This is a genomic window from Ruegeria sp. BHSB064, from assembly GCF_059613205.1.
Map to the genome: position 1 here is coordinate 1 of NZ_JBXWSB010000040.1, position 21,262 is coordinate 21,262.

Sequence of the window (21,262 nt, forward strand, 5' to 3'; positions counted from 1 at the left end):
CTGCGCCGCAGCAAACGCGAAAAGCCTGATCGGAAAGGCGTTCGTGCCGTGCTCAAGTCACCCCATTCTGCGCCAGCAATACGTTGTTTTTCAACAGAATGGGCGGAAAGCGGAACTTCGCTGCACCAGCGAGCAGCGCGGCGCCAAAGCTCAAAAGCGGACTTCTTGAGCGTGCGAAAATTGGAGATGCTAAATAGCTGTGAAAACTCAGAACTCTACAGAAAGCACTTCTGCACGTTTTTTCAGCGCGTCACCAACTGTAGCATAAGCGGGTTCAATCCAATCAGAGTACCAGAACCATAATCCTATACCTCGGTCGACTTCATACTGAGTGACCTTTGTGCCGCCAGGCACTGGCCCCAATCGCCAGCTATGATCAAAAGTCAGGATGCCCAGAAATCCGCCTTTTTGTCGGAGCTCTCTTTTGGGGATCATCGTTACGACCGAAGAGGTCATCTCAAGTGTTTTGCCAGAAGGATCCAACACGTTGTTTGATAGTTTTGCGCCTTCGACATAGGCGCCGTCGACTTCGACGAACACCGGGTTCCAGTCCGGATACTCTTCCGTCGCCATCAACACGTTCCAGACCTGTTCCGGCGAGGCCGCGATAAACGTTTCAACATGGAAAGTCTTCCGTGTCAGAACGCCTGCGATCGCCACAATAGCAAGCACAGGCAATCCCCATTTCAGGATGGTCCACAGCATCACATAAACCGATCAAACCATCCCATCAGGTCTTCGGGATGGGTGCCGACAAAATCGTAGGCCGCAAACCGGCTTTTCTCGAGATCAAGCAGTTTCAGCTCTTTCTCGACAGTGAGGGCGCCGTAATAGTCTTCGACCATCCCCATCTTCGTCCAAGGGTCGTTGCTGTTCTGTACCACCAGCGTCGGTACGTTAATCCTGTAAGCCTCTTCGACGAAGTTGGGGGCGCCCATGTCGAACCCCAAGCGCTGTTCGCTTACCTTTTCGCCAGCCCGCGTCATGAAACCGGGCATCCCAAGCGCCTCAACAAAGCAGGTGTAAAGCAGGGGTTGGACCGCAATGATCGCCTTGATGTTAACGCGTTTGCTCAACCCATTGTCACGACCATAGGCATAGGTGGTTGACGCGGCGCCCATGCAGATACTCAAAAGACCGATGGGAGCATCCGGGAAGCGTTCAGTTGCCAAGTCCACTGCGGCGATCACATCCTTCGCTTCCTCGGGTCCCCAACTTACCCAAGGGACGGGTCCAAGGTCGCTTTCGCCGTGCCCCCGCATATCATACATCAGCACGGAGTACCCTCTATCCACCAAGTACTTGGCTTGCCGTAGGAATTGAATGTCTTGCTTCCAGGGCGTGATTGGGCCGTGCCCTTTGGGCGTCCAGCCACCTCGGTTGCACTGCACCCCGAAGTGCGTTTGCACAATGACTTTGTCGCTACCGCCTTTGATCAACCAGCCGCGCAGAGTGACACCATCCTCGGCCTTGAACTCGACGTTTTCATAGTCCAGCCCATGCGCCTCAGGGTTATCGAACAACGGAGACTGGCCTGGCTTGACCATCATGTTAGAGATCATGTTTCCAAACATTTCTTTGGTCCTTATTCTGGGATTGGGTCAACTATTTTGGGGTTCAGGCTGATGAAGCGTGCCAGCCCCTCGCGGTGGGAAAACCGGCACGTTCCATCTACGAACTCGAAGGTAGAGCGGTACTCGGCAACGCCTCTGACGCCAAACTCGTGGGTTATATCTTCGCCGATCGGATGGATGATGAACTGCACATAGCTGGTACCCTTTGCAGTTGTATCCGAAGTTGGGATGATCCTCTGATTGGACAGCATGTGCAAAAACCGGAACGTGTCGCGCCCTTGCTTATAGCGAGCCGCGATTTCTTCGTGGCCCTGGTGTTCCACAAGTTGCATTTGCATGTTGGCCAGCTTCAGAGTGGCGTCCTCGGTGAACAATTGTGCGAACTTGGCTGCGGTAACGTTCAGATCCGGATCCGGATGATCGAGATACCACGCATAATCGTGGGCCGTCTGCGTGCAAGCCACGACCATCTCCGCCTGCGATGCCGCGCCGGAAGTGCTTGTCAGTGCCAGTGCAGCGAGGCCAAACAGAACCTGTTTCATGACATATTCAACCCTTACATATGTGCGTCGTACCAGGCGATCATTTCCGCCGGGTTTTGGCTGAAGTAGCGATAACCTTCGTAGCGAACTGGCGTGCCTTCGATCCAAAGCAGCTTCTTGTCGGGGTTCGGTAACTTGGCATGGATGCCTTCAGCGTCTGATGGCTTGGTTGTCGAGTCGTCTTTGACCTGCACCAGCATCGTTGGACATTTCACTTTGTCGGCGCGGGCAATGGCATTGGAATCTGTGTGGCGGAAGCTTGAGTAATAGCTGTAGCGTTCGTTGAAGCGTTCCACCGCATTTTCGACCCCATTGTCGATTAGTGCCCGCTCGATAAATGGTGCGGCGGATAGCGGTTGCACTCCGATCATGCAGACGATGTCTTCAAAGTACTCCGGGTGTTTTTCCATCGCCAGGAAGGTGGAATTGCAGCCCATACACTGGCTATGCAGAGCAATCTTTGCGCCAGGCATCTTCTCCCGAGCGAAGCGGACGGATCCGATCACGTCGCGCAACTCGATCGCTCCGACGCCGGTGATATTACCGGCTCCGTCGGCCGAATGCCCATGCCCGCGCAGGTCATAGGCCAGGACGTTGTAGCCGGCATCGTGCAGCGCTCTGTAGGCGTCAAGGAAGTTCACTTCGAAACCGCCCTGCGAGGTCCACGGCTCCAGGTGACCGGGGTATCCATATCGATTGGCCCCGATGAAGTGGTTCACGATCACCAGTTTGTTGCTGCCTTGGGAGGGAATAAACCACCCGTCCAGCATGACACCGTCAATTGCCGGGAAGAAAACATCTTCGTAGGTCATACCGTAGTCCGAAGGTCGCTTCAAAATAGGCGTGCGGAACGAGTAGCTGACCCCTTTTGCGATCTGGTCGATCAGCGTGTCTTCTTGGGCCTTGTCCATAGTTTTCCCTTTCAATGTCGCCGCCGAGGTCGCCCAAGGCAGAATGCTTGCGACCACGGCCGTCGCGCTGGTTGTCAGGAATTGCCTTCTCGTCTGGTTCATTGGCAAATCTTGCTTTACAAGTGTATCATTGTTGTCGAGTTGTATTTTACATCATGACGCCTCTTGTCAAGTGGTAAGGTTGGATTTATTTGATCCACATGAACGAGATCTCGACCAAACCGTTGTCAGATACCGAAGAAAAAACGATCGCAGCAGCGATCCGCTGCTTTGTCCGCTTCGGTGCACGTAAGACGTCCATGAATGACATTGCGGCCGAAGCCGGAGTGTCGCGCCAAACGCTGTATGATCTCTTCGGTGGAAAGGATGAGATGATCCGGGCTTCGATCCGAAGCATCACCGATCAAAACCTGGCGATGGTCAGGCAGCGGTTGGCGGAATGTGCCACTTTGTCAGAGAAGTTCGACGCCTACTTCGAAGAGACGGTGATCAAAAGTTTTGAGATGCTGCAGAACGCAGGGGATGCAGAAGACCTGATCACTGGTCATAACGCAGCCGGCAAAGACGAAATCGCACGGTCACATGACCGTCACGAAGCGCTGATCGCAGAAATCCTGGAGCCCTATGCTGACGCAATGGAACAGCATGGACTATCCGTCCCTGAGCAAGCCCATTTCTTTGTCACGGTAGTGATGGGGCTCAAATATGGCGCCCGGGACAGGTCGGACCTTGAAAGCCTCATAGCTGTTCTAAAAACAAACTGCCTTATCTCTGTGGAGCACTGAGCAGCGATCGAACATCTACAAAGGAGCTCCGCTTCCGTGTTGACGCTCTACGGTTTTCAGGAGGCTGACTGTTCCAGTCGCCAGGTTAGGTTCGCTTTGACGGTTGGCCACTCCGATTGGATGATCGAATAAACCGCCGTATCTCGAACGGTTCCGTTTGCCATGATCATATTGGACCTCAATACACCATCGAGTTTCGCCCCCAGACGTTCAATCGCGCGGCGACTTTGTGTGTTTATGAAATGGGTTCTGAACTCGACGCAGATGCTTTCGCGCTCTTCAAACGCATGCTGTAGAAGCAACAGCTTGCACTCTGTGTTCAATGGCGTCCTTTGAACCGATTTTCGATACCAAGTCGATCCGATTTCAAGGCGGCGATTTGGTGCGCTGATGTTCATATAGGTGGTCATGCCAACAGCATGACCCGTCGATTTCTGGATGACCGCGAATGGGAACATTGTACCCGCTTCGCGCAAGGTCAGTCGGCGCTCGATCTCTTCCGGTACACCCTCTGGTGTTGGGACCATTGTATACCAGAGACGATGCAGGTCCCCATCGGCGGCGGCCCGGGTGAGGTCATCACTGTGCTTTCTTTCAAGCGGTTCAACTGCAACATGTTGCCCATCAAGTGAAAAGGGCTCGATCCAAGCGTTCATATTTGCCTAACCTGTTCGCGACTGGAGCCAATTTGAGAAGCGCAAGCGCAGATGCGACCTATGCAGCATTTCGCTCATTCAGAAACTTCATTGTGTTTTTCAAGCCTTGCCGCATGTGATCTTCAAGGTGAGCGAGCATGTCATCCAAGCTCTCACCATTGGCGAGCTCAATGTATTTGTCATGGGATTCCCGAAGTGGCCCGCCCCGCCCATGCGCCTTCTGATGCATCGCAAAGTAAAACTGGAGGTTGGGTTTCAAGCGCTCCCAGCTTTGCAGCAGAAGGGTGTGTCCCGAAAGTTCATAGCACCAAGAGTGGAGGTGCATTTCTGCCATGATCGCGCCGTAGGGATCATTATCCGAGATGCAATCGCATAGCCTGTTGTTACGCATTTGCAGGTCGGCGAGGCTAATCAGGTTTCGTTTGTCCCAGCAGAACTGAAACGCCATCTTCTCGAGCCCCGTTCGGAACGAATAGATTTCATCCAGATCAATGGGATCCAGCGTGCGAAGGAAGGTTCCGCGGAACGGGATGTAAACAAGAAGGCCGATCTCGCTCAATTGAACCATCGCTTCGCGCAATGTGGCGCGGCTGACATCCAGCTGAGCAGCAACCTGAGTTTCAAGCAGTTTAGCCCCAGGCTCCAGATCTCCGGTCAAGATAAGTTTCTGGAGTCGCTCCAGCGTTCTGTCTTTCAATGTGTCGCCGGATTTCTCTGATGAGGATTCTTGCTGTGTCATTTCGATCCTGTTGATGGAACTCCCAATTGATGGAAGGCGAGATTACGTCTTTAGGCCAAGATAGCCAGAAAAATGATTGCAGCTAAACTTCCAATTTCGGTTCAATGATTGGCTGCTGCAGACCAGTCTCAAGGTATTCGGCTACACCTTAATTGTCGACAATATTATAAATTGTCGACAATTTGGAAATCATGCTGTACCGTTGTGGCAGGTGGGGATTCGAAAAGCTCCGAACCTTGGCTGCGATTGCCCACTCCATCGGCAAAAGATGATCACTCGGTTTGCAACCGCGGTGACGCAACAGGTGAAAAGGGAGTTATTCATGTTGTCGAACGACATCCTGAAAAAGAGAATCCAAAACGGGTTCGCAGCATTCAGTGCAGCCGCGCTGTTGGCTGGTGCACCGGCGAAAGCGGAAGAGTTTCTGACTATCGGCACTGGCGGTGTCACCGGAATCTACTACGCCGTCGGCGGTGGTATCTGTCGGCTGGTCAATCAGAAACGCAAGGAACATGGCATTCGATGCTCGGTCGAAAGTACGGGCGGTTCAGTTTACAACCTGCGCACCATGCGCGAGGGCGAGCTGGAAATGGGTATTGTTCAGTCCGACTGGCAGTTCCACGCTCTGAACGGGACGAGCCTTTTCGAGGAGGATGGCCCGGATGGCGAGCTCCGCAGTCTTTTCTCGCTGCACCCCGATACGGTCATCATCGCCGCACGCAAAGACACCGGCATTGAGTCTCTGGACGACCTGGGCGGTCGGACCATCAATTTGGGTAATCCTGGTTCCGGAACGCGTGGCACAGCTGAAGTCCTCGTAGACGCGATGGGCTGGGACATGGATCACTTTGGTTTGGTGACCGAGCTCAAGTCGGCCGAACAATCGGCAGCGCTATGCGACAACACCATCGAGGCCTTTCTGATGGTTGCTGGCAATCCAGTTGCCAATGTGCTGGAAGCAGCCACAACGTGCGACATCAACATCATTCCTGTCGAAGGTGATGCCGTTCAGGCGCTGGTCGAAAGCAAGCCCTACTACGGAAATGTGACCATCCCGGGCGGTCTGTATCGCGGTGTGGATGGTGACGTTCCATCCTTTGGCCTTCCGTCCACATTCGTGACATCCTCGAATGTACCGGAAGAAACCGTCTATGTGATGGTGAAGGCAGTCTTTGACAACTTTGATGCCTTCAAATCGTTCCACCCGGCCTTCGCCAACCTCAAGAAAGAGGAAATGGTGGTGAACGGATTGTCCGCACCAATGCATCCGGGCGCCGAGCGTTATTTCCGCGAAGCCGGATTGATCAATTAAATGCAAAGCAGAGGCGGTGGTCGCCGCCTCTGCGCCTCTTCAACGCAACGCCCACGCAAGAGTCATGACATGAGCGAGCAAACTCTAAGCCATTCCACACATGATGCGCAGGAAGACGCGCGCAATCGAGACATCAAGATCTTTCTTAACGGCAAGATAGTCCCGCGCAGCGAAGCGATGGTGTCTGTATACGATTCCGGTTTCATGCTGGGCGATGGAATGTGGGAGGGGCTGCGCCTCTACAACGGTACTTGGGCGTTTTTTGACGAACACATGGATCGGTTCTTCAACAGCTGCAAAGCCGTCTCCATTGACGTCGGCATGACGAAGGAAGAAGTCCTGCAAGCACTGAATGACACGGCCAAAGCCAATGGTATGACGACAGACGCGCATTGCCGATTCATGGTGACTCGCGGACCAAAGGATAAGCCGTTTCAGCACCCGGGATTGTCTCGATCCGGACCCACGGTGGTTGCGATTGTGGAACACTCGAAGCCAGTGGACAGCCTGATGAACCAGGGCATTCGCCTTGCCACTGTGCCCCAGGTACGCGGTCTGCCGATGAGTCAGGACGCCAAGTACAACAGTCATTCAAAGCTGAACTGCATTATCGCATGTCTGCAGGCTGAACAGGCGGGTGCTGACGAGGCCCTCATGCTGGACCCGCACGGGTTTGTGAACACCACAAATGCGTGCAATTTCTTCATCGTACGCCGTGGTGAAGTTTGGACCTCTACTGGTGACTACTGCATGAACGGGGTGACCCGTCAAAAGGTCATAGACCTGTGCCGGGCAAACGACATCCCGGTATTCGAGAAGAACTATTCGCTTTATGAAGCCTACGGAGCTGACGAGGCCTTTCTGACCGGCACTTTCGGAGCGCAAACCCCGGTTGCGTCTATAGATGGAAAACAGATCGGGGAGCATGAAGGTGTTGGTCCGATGACCCGCCGATTGCGCGAGCTCTACAAAGAACTTGTGCAACGAAGCACCCTGAAAGTTGCGAGCTGATAGTATGGTACAGGTTGTGGGCCCAGAAAGTCAGAGCCGTCTGTATGTAGGCGATCGTGGCTTATTGCTTTTGGGGTGCGGCAAGATGGGCTCCGTATTGTTGAACGGCTGGCTCAATGCCGGGCTGGACGCCGAAAAGATCATTGTTCTGGATCCGCGCCCATCTGACTGGCTGCAGCGCCTTTCGAGACGCGGCCTGCGACTCAACCAACAACCAGATGAGCCGCCTGCTGTTGCGGTAATTGCGACAAAGCCTCAGGTCATGACCTCTGCTTTGTCGGATCTGAATTCATTTGGGTCCGGGCAAACTCTTTTTGTATCGGTCGCTGCTGGCACTTTGATTTCGACCTATGAAGAGTTGCTGGGTCCGCAGACGCCAATTGTGCGCACAATGCCAAACACACCTGCATCGGTCGGTTCTGGCATCACCGCGCTTGTCGGCAACGCCTGCACGACGGCCAGTCATATAGAACTTGCAATACAACTGATGCAAGCAGTTGGAGAGACCCTGGTCCTCGATGATGAAGACTTGCTTCACGCTGTGACGGCCGTTTCTGGAAGCGGCCCGGCCTATGTGTTCGCGATGACAGAAGCGTTGACAGAAGCAGGAAGAGAATTGGGTTTGGCACCAGACGTTGCAGCAAAATTGGCAAGTGGAATGATCTCCGGGAGTGGCGATCTTCTGCGATCCAGTCCGCTTTCTCCCGCCGACCTTCGAAAGGAGGTTACGTCCCCAAATGGAACAACTGAAGCCGGACTGCAGGAGTTGATGTCCCGAGAGAACGGGGTGTTTCCTCTACTGCAAAGGACTGTGTGGGCTACCCATAGCCGCAGTGTTGAACTGTCTCAAAGCACTGACGGGAATTGATCTCCAGAATCTCAACGTGACCCGTTGCAGCTATGGTCCTTGAGAGTATTTTTTTGGTGTCGCACAGTCACAATCGCTTAGATTGCGCGATGCCTCGAGCGTTGGAAAAGTTTATACTTACACGCTAAGCATGAGCCTTGCCGGCTGAAAACAGTCCCGCGAGTACCGTCTCCCTTCCAGACAGCGCGCCCTCGCGCGCGGTTGCAAGAACGAGTTTTCTCGCCGACGTTTGAGGAAGATGGATGCTTTTGACGTCAGCGGATCGATATCGCATCACGTCGGGGGCAGGCAGGAGCGTAAAACCCAAACCCGCCGAGACACATTCCATGATCGCTTCAAGATTATCGAGGACAATCGTTTCGGAACCCTTTGGTCTTTTGTGCTTAAGCATCTCGTCAGCAATGAGCTTTCCGATCCCGGTATCAGGCATAAAGTGAAAGAAGGGCTGCGCACTCAACAAACCTGCGAGCCCGTCTTTCAGCAATCGCTCATTGGCCGCGAACACAAAGGGCTCTTCTCGAAGCACCAATTCCGTAAGCGCGTCGGGAACACCTTCGGCATCCGTGACAAGTGCGGCATCAAGCTGTCCACTAACGACCTTCTCCTGTAGTGCCTTGGACAGGCCGGTTTCAAACGAGAAGGTCGCTTGCGGTGCTTGATGTTTTGCGTTGTTCAGGAAATCCGGCAGCAGGCGAACGGCAGCAGTTGTGACAAATCCAACTCGGAAGTGTCCGACCAGGGTGTCTGTCGGACGGCAGATTTCAAGAAGGTCATCTTCATGCTGCAGGATCGGGATTGAGGCCTCGACGATGGTTCGACCGATTGGCGTAAGTCGCGGCGGTCGCACTGTGCGGTCAAAAAGGTCAACGCCAAGCTCCGTCTCGAGTGCCTTCATCTGCATCGAAACTGCGGACAATGTCATGTTTAGTTGCTCGGCCGCCTTTGCAAAGGAGCCGATCTTGGAGATCCGCATGAGAGTTCTGAGGGAGCGCGTCTGCATAAGTTAAGGAAACCTGTATTTGATATAAAAACTTATTCGATTGAGTTGTATTTCTGCAAGCGTATTCTGGTGAAAACAGAAACGAGGGACACGCCATGACGCATCCGCTTGTGAACGTTGCAAGAGAACTGGCCCCAGGATTTGAGAAACGCGCCGCGGAATGGGACAAGTCGCGCGCCTATTGCTGGCAGAACGTTGGTGAGCTGGCCGATGCTGGTATCATGGGTATGACCATTCCAAAGAAGTATGGCGGGCATGGCGCGAGTTTTCTGGATGTGGCCTTGGTGGTGGAAGAGATCGCGAAAGCCTGCACCCTGACGGCCCGCATCGTTGTCGAAGGCAACATGGGCGGCATCAGCGCGGTAATGGGGTTCGGCAACGACGATCAAAAGGCTTTTTGCGCCCAATATGTGTTGGCAGGGGACAAGCCCGCGATCTGCATCACAGAACCTCACGCTGGAAGTGCCGCGACTGACATGCAAGCCACCGCCCGGAAACGAGGTAACACATACATCCTCAACGGGACTAAGCACTGGATCACAGGAGGCGGGGTCTCGAAGCTCCACTTGGTATTTGCGCGCGTGCTTAATGAGGCGGGCGTCGAACAGGGGATTGGCGGTTTCATTCTGTTTGCCGATCCAATCTCGGGCAATCTGCCGAAGGGATTCACTGTGGTTGGCCGCGAATACACGATGGGCCTTTGCGGTATGCCCGAAGCAGAATTGCGGTTCGAGAATGTCGAGATCGACGAGAAATGGCTGGTCAAACCACCTTCAGGTCTCAAGCACGGTTTTGCCGAGCTGATGAATGCCTACAATTCGCAGCGCGTAGGTGCCGGCACCATTGCCATGGGTGTCGCGGCAGGGGCGCTCGAACAGGCCAAACGCTATCTCCTCCAACGCGAACAGTTCGGGCGCCCACTCGCAGAATTCCAGGGACTTCAATGGATGCTCGCCGATATGGACACGCAAGTTCATGCAGCCCGGCTGCTTCTCCACGAAGCGGCGCGATCACGTGGTCCGAACGGCAGTCGGTATCCAGACATGATGATGGCCGCCCGCGCCAAGCTCTTTGCATCCGAGATGGCTATAAAGGTGGTCAACGACGCGCTGCAGATGTTCGGCGCACGTGGCTACAGTGATCGTGAACCTCTGGAACGGATGTATCGCGATGTGCGCATGTTCACCATAGGTGGCGGGACCGCACAGATCCTTCGAACCCAAGTTGCCGGGAGCATTCTTGGCATCAAAACACCACAGACGCGGGACGGGTATACGCGCCTTGCCGAAACGGCGCGTTACGCGGCTGAATAGGAGGCCCCATGAAAACTGAAAAGGACCTGCGGGCCGCCGACCTTCTCGCGCGGCGGCTCTATGATGCTGGCTGCCGGCACGCTTTCGGCATGCCTGGCGGAGAGGTGCTGGCGATTGTCGATGCGCTTGAAAAAGCAGGTATCGAATTCGTTCTCTGCAAACATGAAAATAGCGCCGGCTTTATGGCTGAAGGGGCGCATCACATGAACGGGGCACCAGGTATTCTCCTGGCAACGGTTGGCCCGGGCGCGTTAAATGGTGTGAATGTCGTCGCCAACGCACGGCAAGATCGTGTGCCACTTATCGTCTTGACAGGGTGTGTCGACTCGACTGAGGCCCTCACCTACACACATCAGGTTCTTGACCACCAAGCCGTATTCCGCCCGATCACCAAGGCCAGCTTTATGCTGACCGCAGAAGGGGCAGATACGATTGCGGACAAAGCGGTTGCTATCGCAACTGATGGCCGCGATGGCCCTGTCCATATCGATATACCGATTTCTGTAGCCGACGCGCGTCCTGGCCCTGTTGAGAAGCGACGCCGCACGAAAGTGAGTGCCGTTGTTCCTGCGGATGACGATCTGACACTGGCCCGATCGTGGCTGGCGAATTCCAAACGACCGGTCATGATCGTGGGGCTGGATGCGCTCAAAGACAATGCAAGTGCCGCTATCCTGCGTTTTTGCGAAACGCAGAACGTGCCGGTCATCACGACCTACAAAGCGAAGGGGATTGTCCCTGAAGATCATTCCCTTTGCATGGGTGGTGCGGGCCTGTCGCCCAAGAACGATAGAGTCCTGCTACCGTTCGTGCAGGAGGCCGATCTGATCATCTGTGCTGGCTACGACCCGATTGAAATGCGGGTCGGTTGGCGCGATGTCTGGGACACACAGACAGTCAGTGTTATCGATATTTCGGCGGAGCCGAATATTCATTATATGCACCAATCGAGCCTTCAGTTCGTTTCCCATGTCGGGCACACGCTGGACGCTCTCTCGATTGGGGTCGCGGCAAAATCCCGTTGGCCTTGCGGCAAGATCAACTCGGTTCGCAAGAGCTTGACCTCAACATTTGCCGAGACGGAGGTTTGGGGGCCGGGAACGGTAATTGAGATTTGCCGCGAAGTGCTGCCAAAGGAAACCTTAGCCACAGTCGATTCCGGTGCGCACTGCATTCTTCTTTCGCAGAAGTGGAGCTGCTACGCCCCGAAAAGCCTGCTGCAATCGTCTGCCTTTTGCACAATGGGTTGTGCCGTGCCGCTTGCTATGGGCGCGTCATTGATCGAACCAGATCGCAGGGTTGTTTCATTCTCCGGCGACGCCGGAATGCTGATGGTGGCAGGGGAGTTGTCGACGGCAGCAGAGCTTGGTCTGAAAACGATTTTTGTGGTCTTCGTGGACGCGAGCCTTGCCCTAATTGAGATTAAACAGCGCGGGCGGCAGCTTGAGAACGCAGGCGTGGATTTTGCGAAGCACGACTTCGCGCGCTTGGCAGAGGCCTTTGGCGGTGTGGGGCATACTGTGCGGTCCGACGCGGAGCTGAGGGCCGCTCTTGCTGCCTCGCAGGATGCTGATAGTTTCACAGTCATCGCTGCCGTGATCGATCGGAGAGCGTATGATGGACGAATCTAACATGTTTGCGAACCGCAAAAGATAGAAGTCACAGGGTAACATTTTGTTTTGTGTTCAATGCACTTCAGGCGATAGAGAGCCGATTTGCATTGCGACGGTTTTGCAGAAAAACGGGAACTCTACAAATGAATCCCGATCTCAACGTCACATGCGTCCGCACTGCAAATCAAAACGCGGTCAATTGCTTTGTACAGGCTGCAAATGTCCACAATACGAGCTGCATTAGCAGCATCTCGTCAAGTTCGCCAATGACCGGTTTGGGCCGCCCTCGGTGGCAGCATGACATGGGGCAAGGGGCTTGCTGCACCTGCTCCGATGTCGGCATCGAGCCCAAAGTGTCGAATGCTGCGCCGCGTACAAATGACCGTTTTGCGCAGAAACCAGCCTTTGCAATGTTCAGCGTGCGACCCGTAGCAGAAATTGAAACTTGCTTCGAACAACGACGGCTTCGAAACATACCATCTCGCAAGGAGAAGTAGTATCGATCCTCACTCTGCCACAAGCGCAACAATAGCTTCTTGAGGCTGGGAATGCTGGTTTTCTGCCTCAAGCGGTTTGTCGAACTTTCCACGATAAACCAACGCGAACGCGGGTGGGGTGAAATAAAACGATACGACAGTCGACAACAGCACGCCCCCGGCGATTGCAACGGCGAATGGTGGCCAAAATGCTCCTCCAGCTATGATCAGGGGTAGGAAGCCGCCAAAGGTTGTGATTGTTGTCGAGATGATGTGCCGACTTGAACCAGTCACGACGCGCGCCATGGCCGCTCGGTCACCTTGGCTTGCGTCAGCGTCTTGTTGCAACCCGGTCAGAATGATTATCGCCGCGTTGATCGAAACCCCGATCGAGCCGATGACTCCGATGATCGCCGTTATTCCAAACGGGAATTGCATAACGGCCAGCGACAGCATTGAAAGGCCTGCAGACAACACGCACACGACCAAGGTCACAAGGGTCAGCCGGAACGAGTTAAAGGTCAGAACGATGGTCGCGATGGAGAGTGTGACAATCAAACCAACAGAGGCAAGCAGATTGCCCACGGTGTTGGATCTGGCATCACTGTCGCCGCCTAAGGACATCGAATAGCCTTGCGGCAACACAAACCCAGACGCATCAAGCGCTTCTAGTATGTCCTGCAAAGCCTCTTCGGGCAAAATACCGGGTACGATAAACGCTTGTATGGTGTTTTCACGCACGCCGTCCGTTCGAGTTATTACGCTTTCTGCCGGTTCAATCACGGGCTTGGCCAATTCCGACAGCGGTACCGCTGGGAAGGCTCCAGTCGCAGATATCGCAGCTGCATTGGGCAGCAGGATCGGCATACTGACAATGGCGCTTAGGTCTGATCGCACCTCGTCGCCGAGGCGAACACGCACCGGCAACTGTTCAGTCCCTTCGATCAGTGATCCACCGGTGATGCCAACAAGCGCCGTGTCCAGCTGACCAGCTATATCGGCCACGTCCAGTCCCAGCAGACGCGCTTTGACCTCATCAATTTCGAACCGGATTTGAGGGTTGCCGCCGTTCACGCTGGCGCGCGCCTGGGTTACCAGATCGAGATTGGCCATGACTGAACGCACCTCGTCGCCCAGATCACGCAAAACCGTGATGTCCTGCCCCTGAATTTTGACTTCAACCGGTGCGGCGACAGGAGGGCCCTGAACAAGACTGCGAACGATGATCTGCGCGTCAGGAAAGTCGGTATCCAGACGACTCTGCAACGTTCCAACAAGGCGAGCCGCGTCTTCAGCCGTGTCGGTCGTGATCATGGCCTGCGCAAAACCGGGCTCGCGCGAACGGTTTCCAACGATGTTGTAGTAGAATGCCGGGCCGGACTCTCCGACGGTCCAGTAGACACTTTTGACGCCGTCGTCAGCCCGCAGCATTTCATCGATCTGGCGGGCGGTTGCTTCGGTGGTGGCAATTGACGTTCCACCCGGCATATCGACTTCGATATAGAATTGGTTGCGGTCGACGCCCGGGAAGAATTGCGCGGTCAGCGTTGGAAAGGCCGCAAAGCCAAGCACGGGCAAGATCAATGCCAACACGATGGATCGCACCGGATTAGCGACTGACAATCGAATTGAGGCCTCGAACATTCGGGCAAGCGGCGGGATGCTGATGCCGCGGCTCAGCATTCCTGCGTCGGGGCGGTCCGACAGTAGCCAGCCCGCAATCGCCGGGGTCACCGTCAAGGCCACAACAAGGGACCAGACAAGCATAAGCACCACGGCGATAGCGATGGCACCGACAAAGTCGCCTGCGGGTCCCGGCAGCAAGATCATCGGCGTGAAGGCAAGCGCCGTTGTCACGGTCGATGCCAGCAGTGGCGCGGCCAACCTGCGAACAGCATCTCGCACGGCTGCAAGTCGCTCCATCCCATCCTGCAGACGACGTCGGATTTCATCGGTCATCACGATGGCTGCGTCAACGAGCAGTCCGAGGGCAACAATCAGTCCGGTCACAGACATCTGATGGATTGGCAATCCAATCATGTTCATAGTCGCCAGGGTCGCCAATGAGACAACCGGCAAAACCAAAGCCACAATCGCGGCTGCCCGAACCCCTAACGTAACAAACAAAACTGCCACGACCAGAGCCACGCCAATGGCCATGTTGACCCCAACCTCTGACAAACGATCCGTCGTGTACTGGCTTTGATCAAACAGCAGTATTTCCTGCATGCCCAAAGGTACCGACGCAGCGCCGGCATCAAGCTCATCCCGAAGGAAGCCTGTCCAACGGTCGATCTGTACGCCGTCCTGCGCCAGAATCCCGACCAAAACCGAGGGCTTTCCGTTGGCAAACGCGATTGAGGACTGCGGTTCGCGTGCGCCACGGTCTACGCTGGCAATATCTCCGAGCTTCACCACGGCACCGCCTGCGTTTTCACGCAGGACGATGCTCCGAATGCGATCCAAACTCTCAATTTCTCCGCTGACGCCGATGGTCAGGTCGACATCAGATTGCAACCGCCCAGACTGAACCTTTCCGTCTGCTTCGGCGATCCGCTGGGAAATCTCGGCAGCGCCAAGCCCAAGCGCAGCGGCCTTGTCCATATCCACACTCACGAGCACCTCTTCTTTCGGCTGACCGAAATAGTCCACTGCTCGCGTGGCAGGTATCGCACGCAATCTGTCGCCCAGTGCTTCGGCATGACGCGACAGCAAAGTTAATGGAAAGTCTGGATCCTCGGCCGCAACTGCAATGACCGCAGAATAGGCAGAAATGCCCTCGGCATCGAATTCCGGAGGCAATACCCCTGTGGGAAAAATCTGGCGCGCATCTTCAACGGCGTCCCGAGCCTCGGCCCAAACCTGCTCAATGGTGGCTTCATCTAGCGTTTCCAGCAACTCTACCGAAACAACCGACACGCCCGGGCGGGAGACAGAACTGATCTCATCCACCTCGGCGATTTTCCGCAGTTCTTCTTCGATTTCTGCAGTCACCAGCGCTTCAACCCGTTCTGGATCTGCACCCGGGAACTGTGTCGTTACAGTTGCGAAGAGGTTGGTGATCGTGGGGTCTTCCTGTCGCCCAAGCGATAGGAACGAAGACAACCCTGCAGATACAAGCACCAAAATGATCAGGGCAACCAGCCGGGGATGGCGAAAGGTAAGGGTTTCCATCAGATCGCTCCGTTACTCGCCAGTGTTGAAGACAACGCGCTGACCAACGCTGACTCTCTGCGGCCCCTGATCGATCAGGACGGTGCCTTCCGGAAACGCGCCACGCACAAAGACGCGGTCATCTTCGGCATGTAGCACTTCTACAGTCGCCAGGCGTACAGTCTTTTGCGCGTCGGCAAAGAGCAATGTCCATTGACCGCGAGTTCCTTCCTTCAGAGATGTTGTAGGCACCCAGGTCCCCGCACTTTGGACGGGATCGAGTACATGCACACGTGCGGTTTGTCCGAAAGCAACGTCCGGCGCGTTCTTCAAACCGAACAGCGCGGTGCGGGTTCGGGTCACCGGGTCAATATCGGGCCGTAAAGTTGCAAGCTCAGCCTGATAGCTTTGACCTGCAATTTCGATTTCAACGTCAGTCAGCAGCGCCGGATCAACATCGAGAGGGATACCTATCCGAACCTGCGGCGACACGACCTCGACCATACCCAGAACCAACTCGCCCGAGCGCAAAGTTTCACCGCCATCCACGTGTCGCGCGGTTATTTGACCGGCAAACGGAGCCTCGATACTGGATTTCTCGATTCGAACGGTCACATCACGCAAGGCCGCATCTAACTCGCCAATCCTGGATAGCAATTCATCCTGCTGAGAAACGGCCTCGTCCAGACGGGCTTGACTGGTAAAGCCTTCTTCAATGAGTTTTGCGTTTCGCTCGACTGTTTTCTTTGCAAATGAAAGTTTGGCTGCAATGGCGTCACGTGATGCTATCAAACGGTCGCGTTCGACCTCCAGCAGTGCGATGTCCAGTGTCGCAAGAAGTTGACCCTTGGCAACCTCGTTACCCTCATCCACCAGAATTTGATCCAGCGTCCCGTTCAGTTCGAAAGAGATATCTGCCGAACGCTGAGGTTCGACCTGCCCGATGAATTCGCGGTCGACTGTGTAAGCGCTCTCGGACGTGATCGGTGTCACGGACACCGGTGTCACAGCGGCGGCATCCGGTGCGGGGACAGCGTCCGCTCTACGGGTGAGCTCGGATGCGCCAAAGTAAACGGCGGCCGCTGCAACAGCTATAAAACTGACGGTCACGCCAAGGCGCACAGTGCCGCGCAACACACGTGTAAGTAGGCTCGGTTTGGTCGCTTCAGTAGATGAATTTGCAGGATTCGGCATTTGGGGACCTCATCAAGTTAGCGTCTCTAACATATGTTAGAAGTTCTCACTTTGACAAGAGATACGTGATCTGGCACATGTTGGATCATGAGCAGCACCGAAAAAAATCATCCGACAAACAGACAAGCGGCTGGTCTTTCCGTCAGCAAGAAAGCCTATCATCACGGCGATCTCCGCGCTGCACTGATCGAAGCAACCCGACAGTTGGTTGAAGAAAAAGGTCCGGACAGTTTTTCTGTATCCGAGGCGTGCAGACGCGCGGGCGTATCAACCGCGGCACCTTACAAGCACTTCAAAGACAAGACAGAAATGCTGGTCGCCACTGTCCTTGAAGGAATGGTTCGGCACCGAGACAAAATGCTTGCCGCACTGGAAGGCGTTCCTGAAGGATCTCCCGAGCGCATTACTGCCATAGGAATGGAGTATATTGCCTTCGCGTTAAATGAGCCCGGGATCTTCAGACTAAAATTTGGCGGCTTCACAGACCGCATTGCGGACTCCCGGCTGGAGGAAGGCGGCCAGCAAAGCTTCGGGATTCTTTTGACTGAGGTAGCAAAGTGTCTCGGTGAACCGGGAATCACAGACGAAGTTCGCCGCCGTGGTTTTTTGTTGTGGAGTTTCGTGCACGGGCTGTCTTTCATTCTGCATGACAAAGGGCTTGCGGAGAAGGGCGAAGAGTTCGATCTTCATACCCTTCTTGAGGACGTTTCGGAAAGAATGCTGAGTTGAGCGTTCTCACGCCAAAACGAACTCAACCAAGCACTGATAGCAGACGATCTATGCCGCTATCACGCCTGCGCCTAAACGATTGCTTTGGTTCACGTAGAAGACATTTTTGGAAAGCGCCGCGAATGTCCGCTATCCTCAATCGCAAGGTCTCGTCGTGAATTTCGGCTTCGGATTAAGCCAGTATCAAAAGGCAGAGTGTACGGCAGAAGCTTTGTTCCAAAGCCTCCGTTTCGTAACCCGGAGTTATGCACGCACGTTCGTCAGCTGGGAACGTCAGCAGGCGCCAGGATCGTCATTCCCACTCGACCCGCCACGGCCATGATCCCCGGAATGTTTGGTGGTCCATCTGGCGCCGGAATATCGGTCGTGCCATCAGGCATTGCTTCACCGGCTTCAGTAAAAAAGTGTCATGCATCGCGCCGGGCGCGTTTATGCAAAGTAACCGACCCGGCCGCTCTCCGGTGCATGTAAAGGCGTGCACTGCGCCGTCCGGAACCTTAACGAAGTCACCACCTTTGACGTTGACTGTCTCACCATTCAAAAAGAACTCGAATTCACCATCGAGCACATAGAAACTCTCGTCTTCTCCAGCATGAAGATTGGGCGGCGCACCGGCACCTGGCGCCGTCTTTATCTCGACGATTGTGCAACGATTTCCTGTCTCACTGGGAAAGGCGTGGAAGGTCAAAAGGTTCCCAAGAAGATGATAAATTCGCGGGCGAGGTTCAGTCATTGCTGCGACTCCCTTTACTTGAAACACACTGAGCTTATGATACACACATCTATTTATGAGACAAGTGTATCACAAAGGGATTGAGATTGGCGCCTCGTACAAATCAAATCAACCGAACGCGAGAAGCACTTCTTTCGGCTGCACGTGACCTGATGTCAGAAGGCAAGGAAGTCACGCTGGCAAAAGTCGCGGAACGGGCCAGAACCAGCCGTGCGACGGTCTATCGTTACTTTTCTGATCCAAGTGTCTTGGCTTTGGACGCGACGCTGGATCTTGCCGTCACTCCTACGTCGGAACTTCTTGAGGGACTGGATGACGTAAAGAGCCGTGTACATATCGTCGCGCGCTACTATCTGGAGTTTTCTCGGGTTCATGAGGCACACTTCCGGCAGTTTCTGGCGGAATCACTAAAGGCATCTCTTGAGGATGGAACGGTCAAAATGCGTGGCGCCAGAAGAGTGGCGGCTTTTTCGGAAGCACTTGCGCCAGTTCACCCATTGATGGAGCCGAAGGAAATCGACGACCTGTCGAAGCGATTGTCCATGACGACGGGCATGGAACAACTTGTCATTCTGGAAGATATTTTGCGTGTGGATGAAGCAACTGGTTACCAGCTTCAGGAAGGGTTGGTCGACGCTCTGTTGGATCGGTACTTGCCAAAAAACTGAGGCAGGATTCAGACGCCTACTTTAAACTTAAAACTAATGGCAAATAGACACCCGTTTAAAGTCCGGTTCAGGGCTGATACTGATTCACCTTGTGGCCAAGATCGTCTGCAAGCTAACGCGATGTTTGGCTCAAGTGTTGAGCTGATTTAGGTCTCCGTCCGCAACTTCAGCCGCGAAGGCCTGTAAGGATTCATCAAGCACAACATCGCATCCCGAATCCACAAGATCGTTGGTTTGAGCGGCACCGACTTAGTGGGGGTTCGCTGACGCATAGTGACTGTGCGTTCTCGCTAGTAGCGAGCAGTTGCCCGACCTCCCATCTTTGGCCTGAAAGGAGACAACCGATGCTCGATACATATACCATTCGCCAAGACGACATGCCTCAAGAATTGCGGTTTCTCTTGGACCAATACCCCCGCGACAGCTGGGAAGCCCATCCGGGTTTCAAAGAAAAAACCAAACATTGGCTGGGTGCGCACGAGATGTTCCGCCGCGTGGCAGAACGTATTCGTTTGGATACTGAGAAGCTGTTGAATGGCGACATGGGGTTGGATGGCTATGCAGGGCGGCTGTCCTACTATGGCGGCAACCTGGTTGGGAACCTGCATGGCCATCACGGCTGGGAAGATCGCAGCTATTTCCCTGAACTGTCGGCTGCGGATCCGCGTTTTGATGCGGGGCTTGAGTTGCTGGAACAGGATCACTTCGATCTGGATAAGGTGTTGAGTGACTTCACCCGCACGGCGAACCGTGTGATCAAGCTATCCGCACTTGATGAGGCGCAAGCTTACGATGAAGCCGGACAGCTCCATGCGACGAGCAACACGATTGAAGCGTTCCTGAAACGGCATCTCAGCGATGAAGAAGAATTGGCCGTGCCAATCATCTTGCATCACCGGCTCAGAGGATGATGCTGAAGTCATGACCGACACGTCTACCGAAGAAGACCAAACTGATATCAACAAGCGCCGCGCACGGGGTGAATTCGTGCGCGGTGTCAGCGGCTTTCGCCATGCTATTGGGGATCCGGTGTTTCCGGCAGAACCTGATCGCTATCACCTGTTCGTAGCACTGAATTGTCCGTGGTGTCACAGAGTCACGCTGGCGCGAAATGTGTTGGGCCTGCAAAACAGCATCACGATGGACGTTGCATTTCCAAACCGCACCGGCGACGACGATCCAGAGGCGCCAAACCTATGGGAGTTTGCGCCTGATCGGATTGCATCGCTCACAGGTGTGACTCTCCCAGAATGCACGAGCGAGACCGGCACCGGCAAAGGACTGCGCCTTGCCAAAGAAATCTATCGTGCAGAAGGCTCTGAAGAGCAATCCCTTCCAATCCTATATGACAAGATACAAGGGCGCATTGTTAACAACGAAAGCGCTGAAATTGTCCGAATGCTGGACGCCTCAGCGGATTCTCTTGGCAGCACAATCCCGGCAGCCGAACGCGTCAGGCTTTACCCAGACGAAGTGCCGCGTCACCAAATTCATGACCTGAACGAACGGATATATACAGCGATTAACAATGGTGCCTACAAGGCCGGTTTTTCGTCTGATCAAACGATCTATGAAAAAGCCTTTGACGCCTATTTTGAGACGCTCGAATATTTGGAGGAGCATCTCTCAGATGGCAGGCCCTATTTGACCGGCAACCGCTTTTCAGAAGTAGATCTTCGCCTGTTCCCAACTCTCTATCGTCACGATCCCGTCTACTATGTGCGAATGAAGCTTAATGGTGCGAGAATCCTAGATTACCCATACTTGTGGCGGTGGCTGTGCCGTGTATACGCGTTGCCCGGAATTGCCGAGGCAGGATCTCTTGTACACTGCCGCCAGGGTTATTTCGGACGCAGTTGGAATAGCGTTGTGCCCAAAGGACCGCGCAAGCCAATGTCGTACCCTGAGGCCTATCGCCACCCTGAACTGTCGGCGGTATAGGTCTCGTCGAGGTGTATTTGGGAGCTCCAATTTCGAGAACAAGC

At 54.5% G+C, this 21,262-nt stretch carries 20 protein-coding genes; 10 read left to right on the forward strand and 10 right to left on the reverse strand.

Translation table 11 applies throughout. The features are described from left to right. Positions 1 to 207: 207 nt before the first annotated feature. Genes AC2FNU_RS11560 through AC2FNU_RS11575 form a run of 4 tightly spaced genes read right to left on the reverse strand, consistent with a single transcriptional unit; the run spans position 208 to position 3,129 of the window. On the reverse strand, positions 208 to 705 hold the full coding sequence (locus AC2FNU_RS11560) for an SRPBCC family protein (protein WP_496788188.1): 498 nt from the start codon (positions 703 to 705) through the stop codon (positions 208 to 210). Beyond that, complete coding sequence (locus AC2FNU_RS11565) at positions 705 to 1,562, reverse strand: alpha/beta hydrolase family protein (protein ID WP_496788189.1); 858 nt, start codon at positions 1,560 to 1,562, stop codon at positions 705 to 707. Before AC2FNU_RS11565 ends, AC2FNU_RS11560 begins: the two co-directional genes overlap by 1 nt. Before the next feature lie 23 nt (positions 1,563 to 1,585). Further along, positions 1,586 to 2,116 carry a nuclear transport factor 2 family protein gene (locus AC2FNU_RS11570; RefSeq protein WP_496788190.1) on the reverse strand — a complete coding sequence of 177 codons (531 nt, stop codon included), beginning with the start codon at positions 2,114 to 2,116 and terminating at the stop codon, positions 1,586 to 1,588. Between the two features lie 14 nt (positions 2,117 to 2,130). Then, positions 2,131 to 3,129, reverse strand: a complete 999-nt coding sequence (locus AC2FNU_RS11575; RefSeq protein ID WP_496788191.1) for an alpha/beta hydrolase family protein — start codon at positions 3,127 to 3,129, stop codon at positions 2,131 to 2,133. A gap of 98 nt (positions 3,130 to 3,227) precedes the next feature. Between AC2FNU_RS11575 and AC2FNU_RS11580 the strand changes: the two genes are divergently transcribed. Beyond that, positions 3,228 to 3,812, forward strand: coding sequence for a TetR/AcrR family transcriptional regulator (locus tag AC2FNU_RS11580; protein ID WP_496788192.1), 585 nt, complete (start codon positions 3,228 to 3,230; stop codon positions 3,810 to 3,812). 56 nt (positions 3,813 to 3,868) lie between these two features. Here the strand turns inward: AC2FNU_RS11580 and AC2FNU_RS11585 are convergent, their stop codons facing one another. Together AC2FNU_RS11585 and AC2FNU_RS11590 are read right to left on the reverse strand one after the other, a co-directional pair. Further along, positions 3,869 to 4,468, reverse strand: a complete 600-nt coding sequence (locus AC2FNU_RS11585) for a GNAT family N-acetyltransferase (RefSeq protein WP_496788193.1) — start codon at positions 4,466 to 4,468, stop codon at positions 3,869 to 3,871. Between the two features lie 58 nt (positions 4,469 to 4,526). After that, positions 4,527 to 5,207, reverse strand: coding sequence for a GntR family transcriptional regulator (locus tag AC2FNU_RS11590; RefSeq protein WP_496788194.1), 681 nt, complete (start codon positions 5,205 to 5,207; stop codon positions 4,527 to 4,529). Positions 5,208 to 5,529: 322 nt separating this feature from the next. Here AC2FNU_RS11590 and AC2FNU_RS11595 point away from each other — a divergent pair, with 322 nt between their 5' ends. From AC2FNU_RS11595 to proC, 3 genes are all read left to right on the forward strand, one after another. Beyond that, positions 5,530 to 6,519 carry a TAXI family TRAP transporter solute-binding subunit gene (locus AC2FNU_RS11595; protein WP_496788195.1) on the forward strand — a complete coding sequence of 330 codons (990 nt, stop codon included), beginning with the start codon at positions 5,530 to 5,532 and terminating at the stop codon, positions 6,517 to 6,519. 69 nt (positions 6,520 to 6,588) lie between these two features. Beyond that, entirely contained in the window at positions 6,589 to 7,530 is a 942-nt protein-coding gene (locus AC2FNU_RS11600) for a D-amino acid aminotransferase (protein WP_496788196.1), read from the forward strand. A 4-nt stretch (positions 7,531 to 7,534) separates the two neighbouring features. Further along, complete coding sequence (gene proC / locus AC2FNU_RS11605; protein WP_496788197.1) at positions 7,535 to 8,398, forward strand: pyrroline-5-carboxylate reductase; 864 nt, start codon at positions 7,535 to 7,537, stop codon at positions 8,396 to 8,398. Between the two features lie 124 nt (positions 8,399 to 8,522). Here proC and AC2FNU_RS11610 read toward each other — a convergent pair whose 3' ends face one another. Then, positions 8,523 to 9,398: a LysR family transcriptional regulator gene (locus AC2FNU_RS11610; protein ID WP_496788198.1), complete on the reverse strand. Its 876-nt coding sequence runs from the start codon at positions 9,396 to 9,398 to the stop codon at positions 8,523 to 8,525. A gap of 95 nt (positions 9,399 to 9,493) precedes the next feature. Here AC2FNU_RS11610 and acdA point away from each other — a divergent pair, with 95 nt between their 5' ends. Both acdA and AC2FNU_RS11620 read left to right on the forward strand, forming a co-directional pair. Then, entirely contained in the window at positions 9,494 to 10,711 is a 1,218-nt protein-coding gene (gene acdA / locus AC2FNU_RS11615; protein WP_496788199.1) for a 3-sulfinopropanoyl-CoA desulfinase, read from the forward strand. 8 nt (positions 10,712 to 10,719) lie between these two features. Beyond that, positions 10,720 to 12,342: a thiamine pyrophosphate-binding protein gene (locus AC2FNU_RS11620; protein ID WP_496788200.1), complete on the forward strand. Its 1,623-nt coding sequence runs from the start codon at positions 10,720 to 10,722 to the stop codon at positions 12,340 to 12,342. A gap of 488 nt (positions 12,343 to 12,830) precedes the next feature. On the opposite strand, the gene AC2FNU_RS11625 is transcribed toward AC2FNU_RS11620, so the two are convergent. Beyond that, positions 12,831 to 15,974: an efflux RND transporter permease subunit gene (locus AC2FNU_RS11625; protein WP_496788201.1), complete on the reverse strand. Its 3,144-nt coding sequence runs from the start codon at positions 15,972 to 15,974 to the stop codon at positions 12,831 to 12,833. A 12-nt stretch (positions 15,975 to 15,986) separates the two neighbouring features. Further along, on the reverse strand, positions 15,987 to 17,147 hold the full coding sequence (locus tag AC2FNU_RS11630) for an efflux RND transporter periplasmic adaptor subunit (RefSeq protein ID WP_496788202.1): 1,161 nt from the start codon (positions 17,145 to 17,147) through the stop codon (positions 15,987 to 15,989). A gap of 87 nt (positions 17,148 to 17,234) precedes the next feature. On the opposite strand from AC2FNU_RS11630, the gene AC2FNU_RS11635 reads away from it, so the two are divergent. Next, a complete protein-coding gene (locus AC2FNU_RS11635; protein ID WP_496788203.1) occupies positions 17,235 to 17,876 on the forward strand; it encodes a TetR/AcrR family transcriptional regulator in 642 nt (213 codons plus the stop codon). 292 nt (positions 17,877 to 18,168) lie between these two features. On the opposite strand, the gene AC2FNU_RS11640 is transcribed toward AC2FNU_RS11635, so the two are convergent. Continuing rightward, positions 18,169 to 18,609 (reverse strand): cupin domain-containing protein, encoded by a 441-nt coding sequence (locus AC2FNU_RS11640; protein ID WP_496788204.1) that lies wholly within the window; start codon positions 18,607 to 18,609, stop codon positions 18,169 to 18,171. 86 nt (positions 18,610 to 18,695) lie between these two features. On the opposite strand from AC2FNU_RS11640, the gene AC2FNU_RS11645 reads away from it, so the two are divergent. From AC2FNU_RS11645 to AC2FNU_RS11655, 3 genes are all read left to right on the forward strand, one after another. Beyond that, complete coding sequence (locus AC2FNU_RS11645) at positions 18,696 to 19,277, forward strand: TetR/AcrR family transcriptional regulator (protein ID WP_496788205.1); 582 nt, start codon at positions 18,696 to 18,698, stop codon at positions 19,275 to 19,277. A 344-nt stretch (positions 19,278 to 19,621) separates the two neighbouring features. After that, entirely contained in the window at positions 19,622 to 20,188 is a 567-nt protein-coding gene (locus tag AC2FNU_RS11650) for a hemerythrin domain-containing protein (protein WP_496788206.1), read from the forward strand. After that, positions 20,136 to 21,218, forward strand: coding sequence for a glutathione S-transferase C-terminal domain-containing protein (locus AC2FNU_RS11655; RefSeq protein WP_496788207.1), 1,083 nt, complete (start codon positions 20,136 to 20,138; stop codon positions 21,216 to 21,218). The genes AC2FNU_RS11650 and AC2FNU_RS11655 overlap by 53 nt, the downstream gene beginning before the upstream one ends. Positions 21,219 to 21,262: the final 44 nt, after the last annotated feature.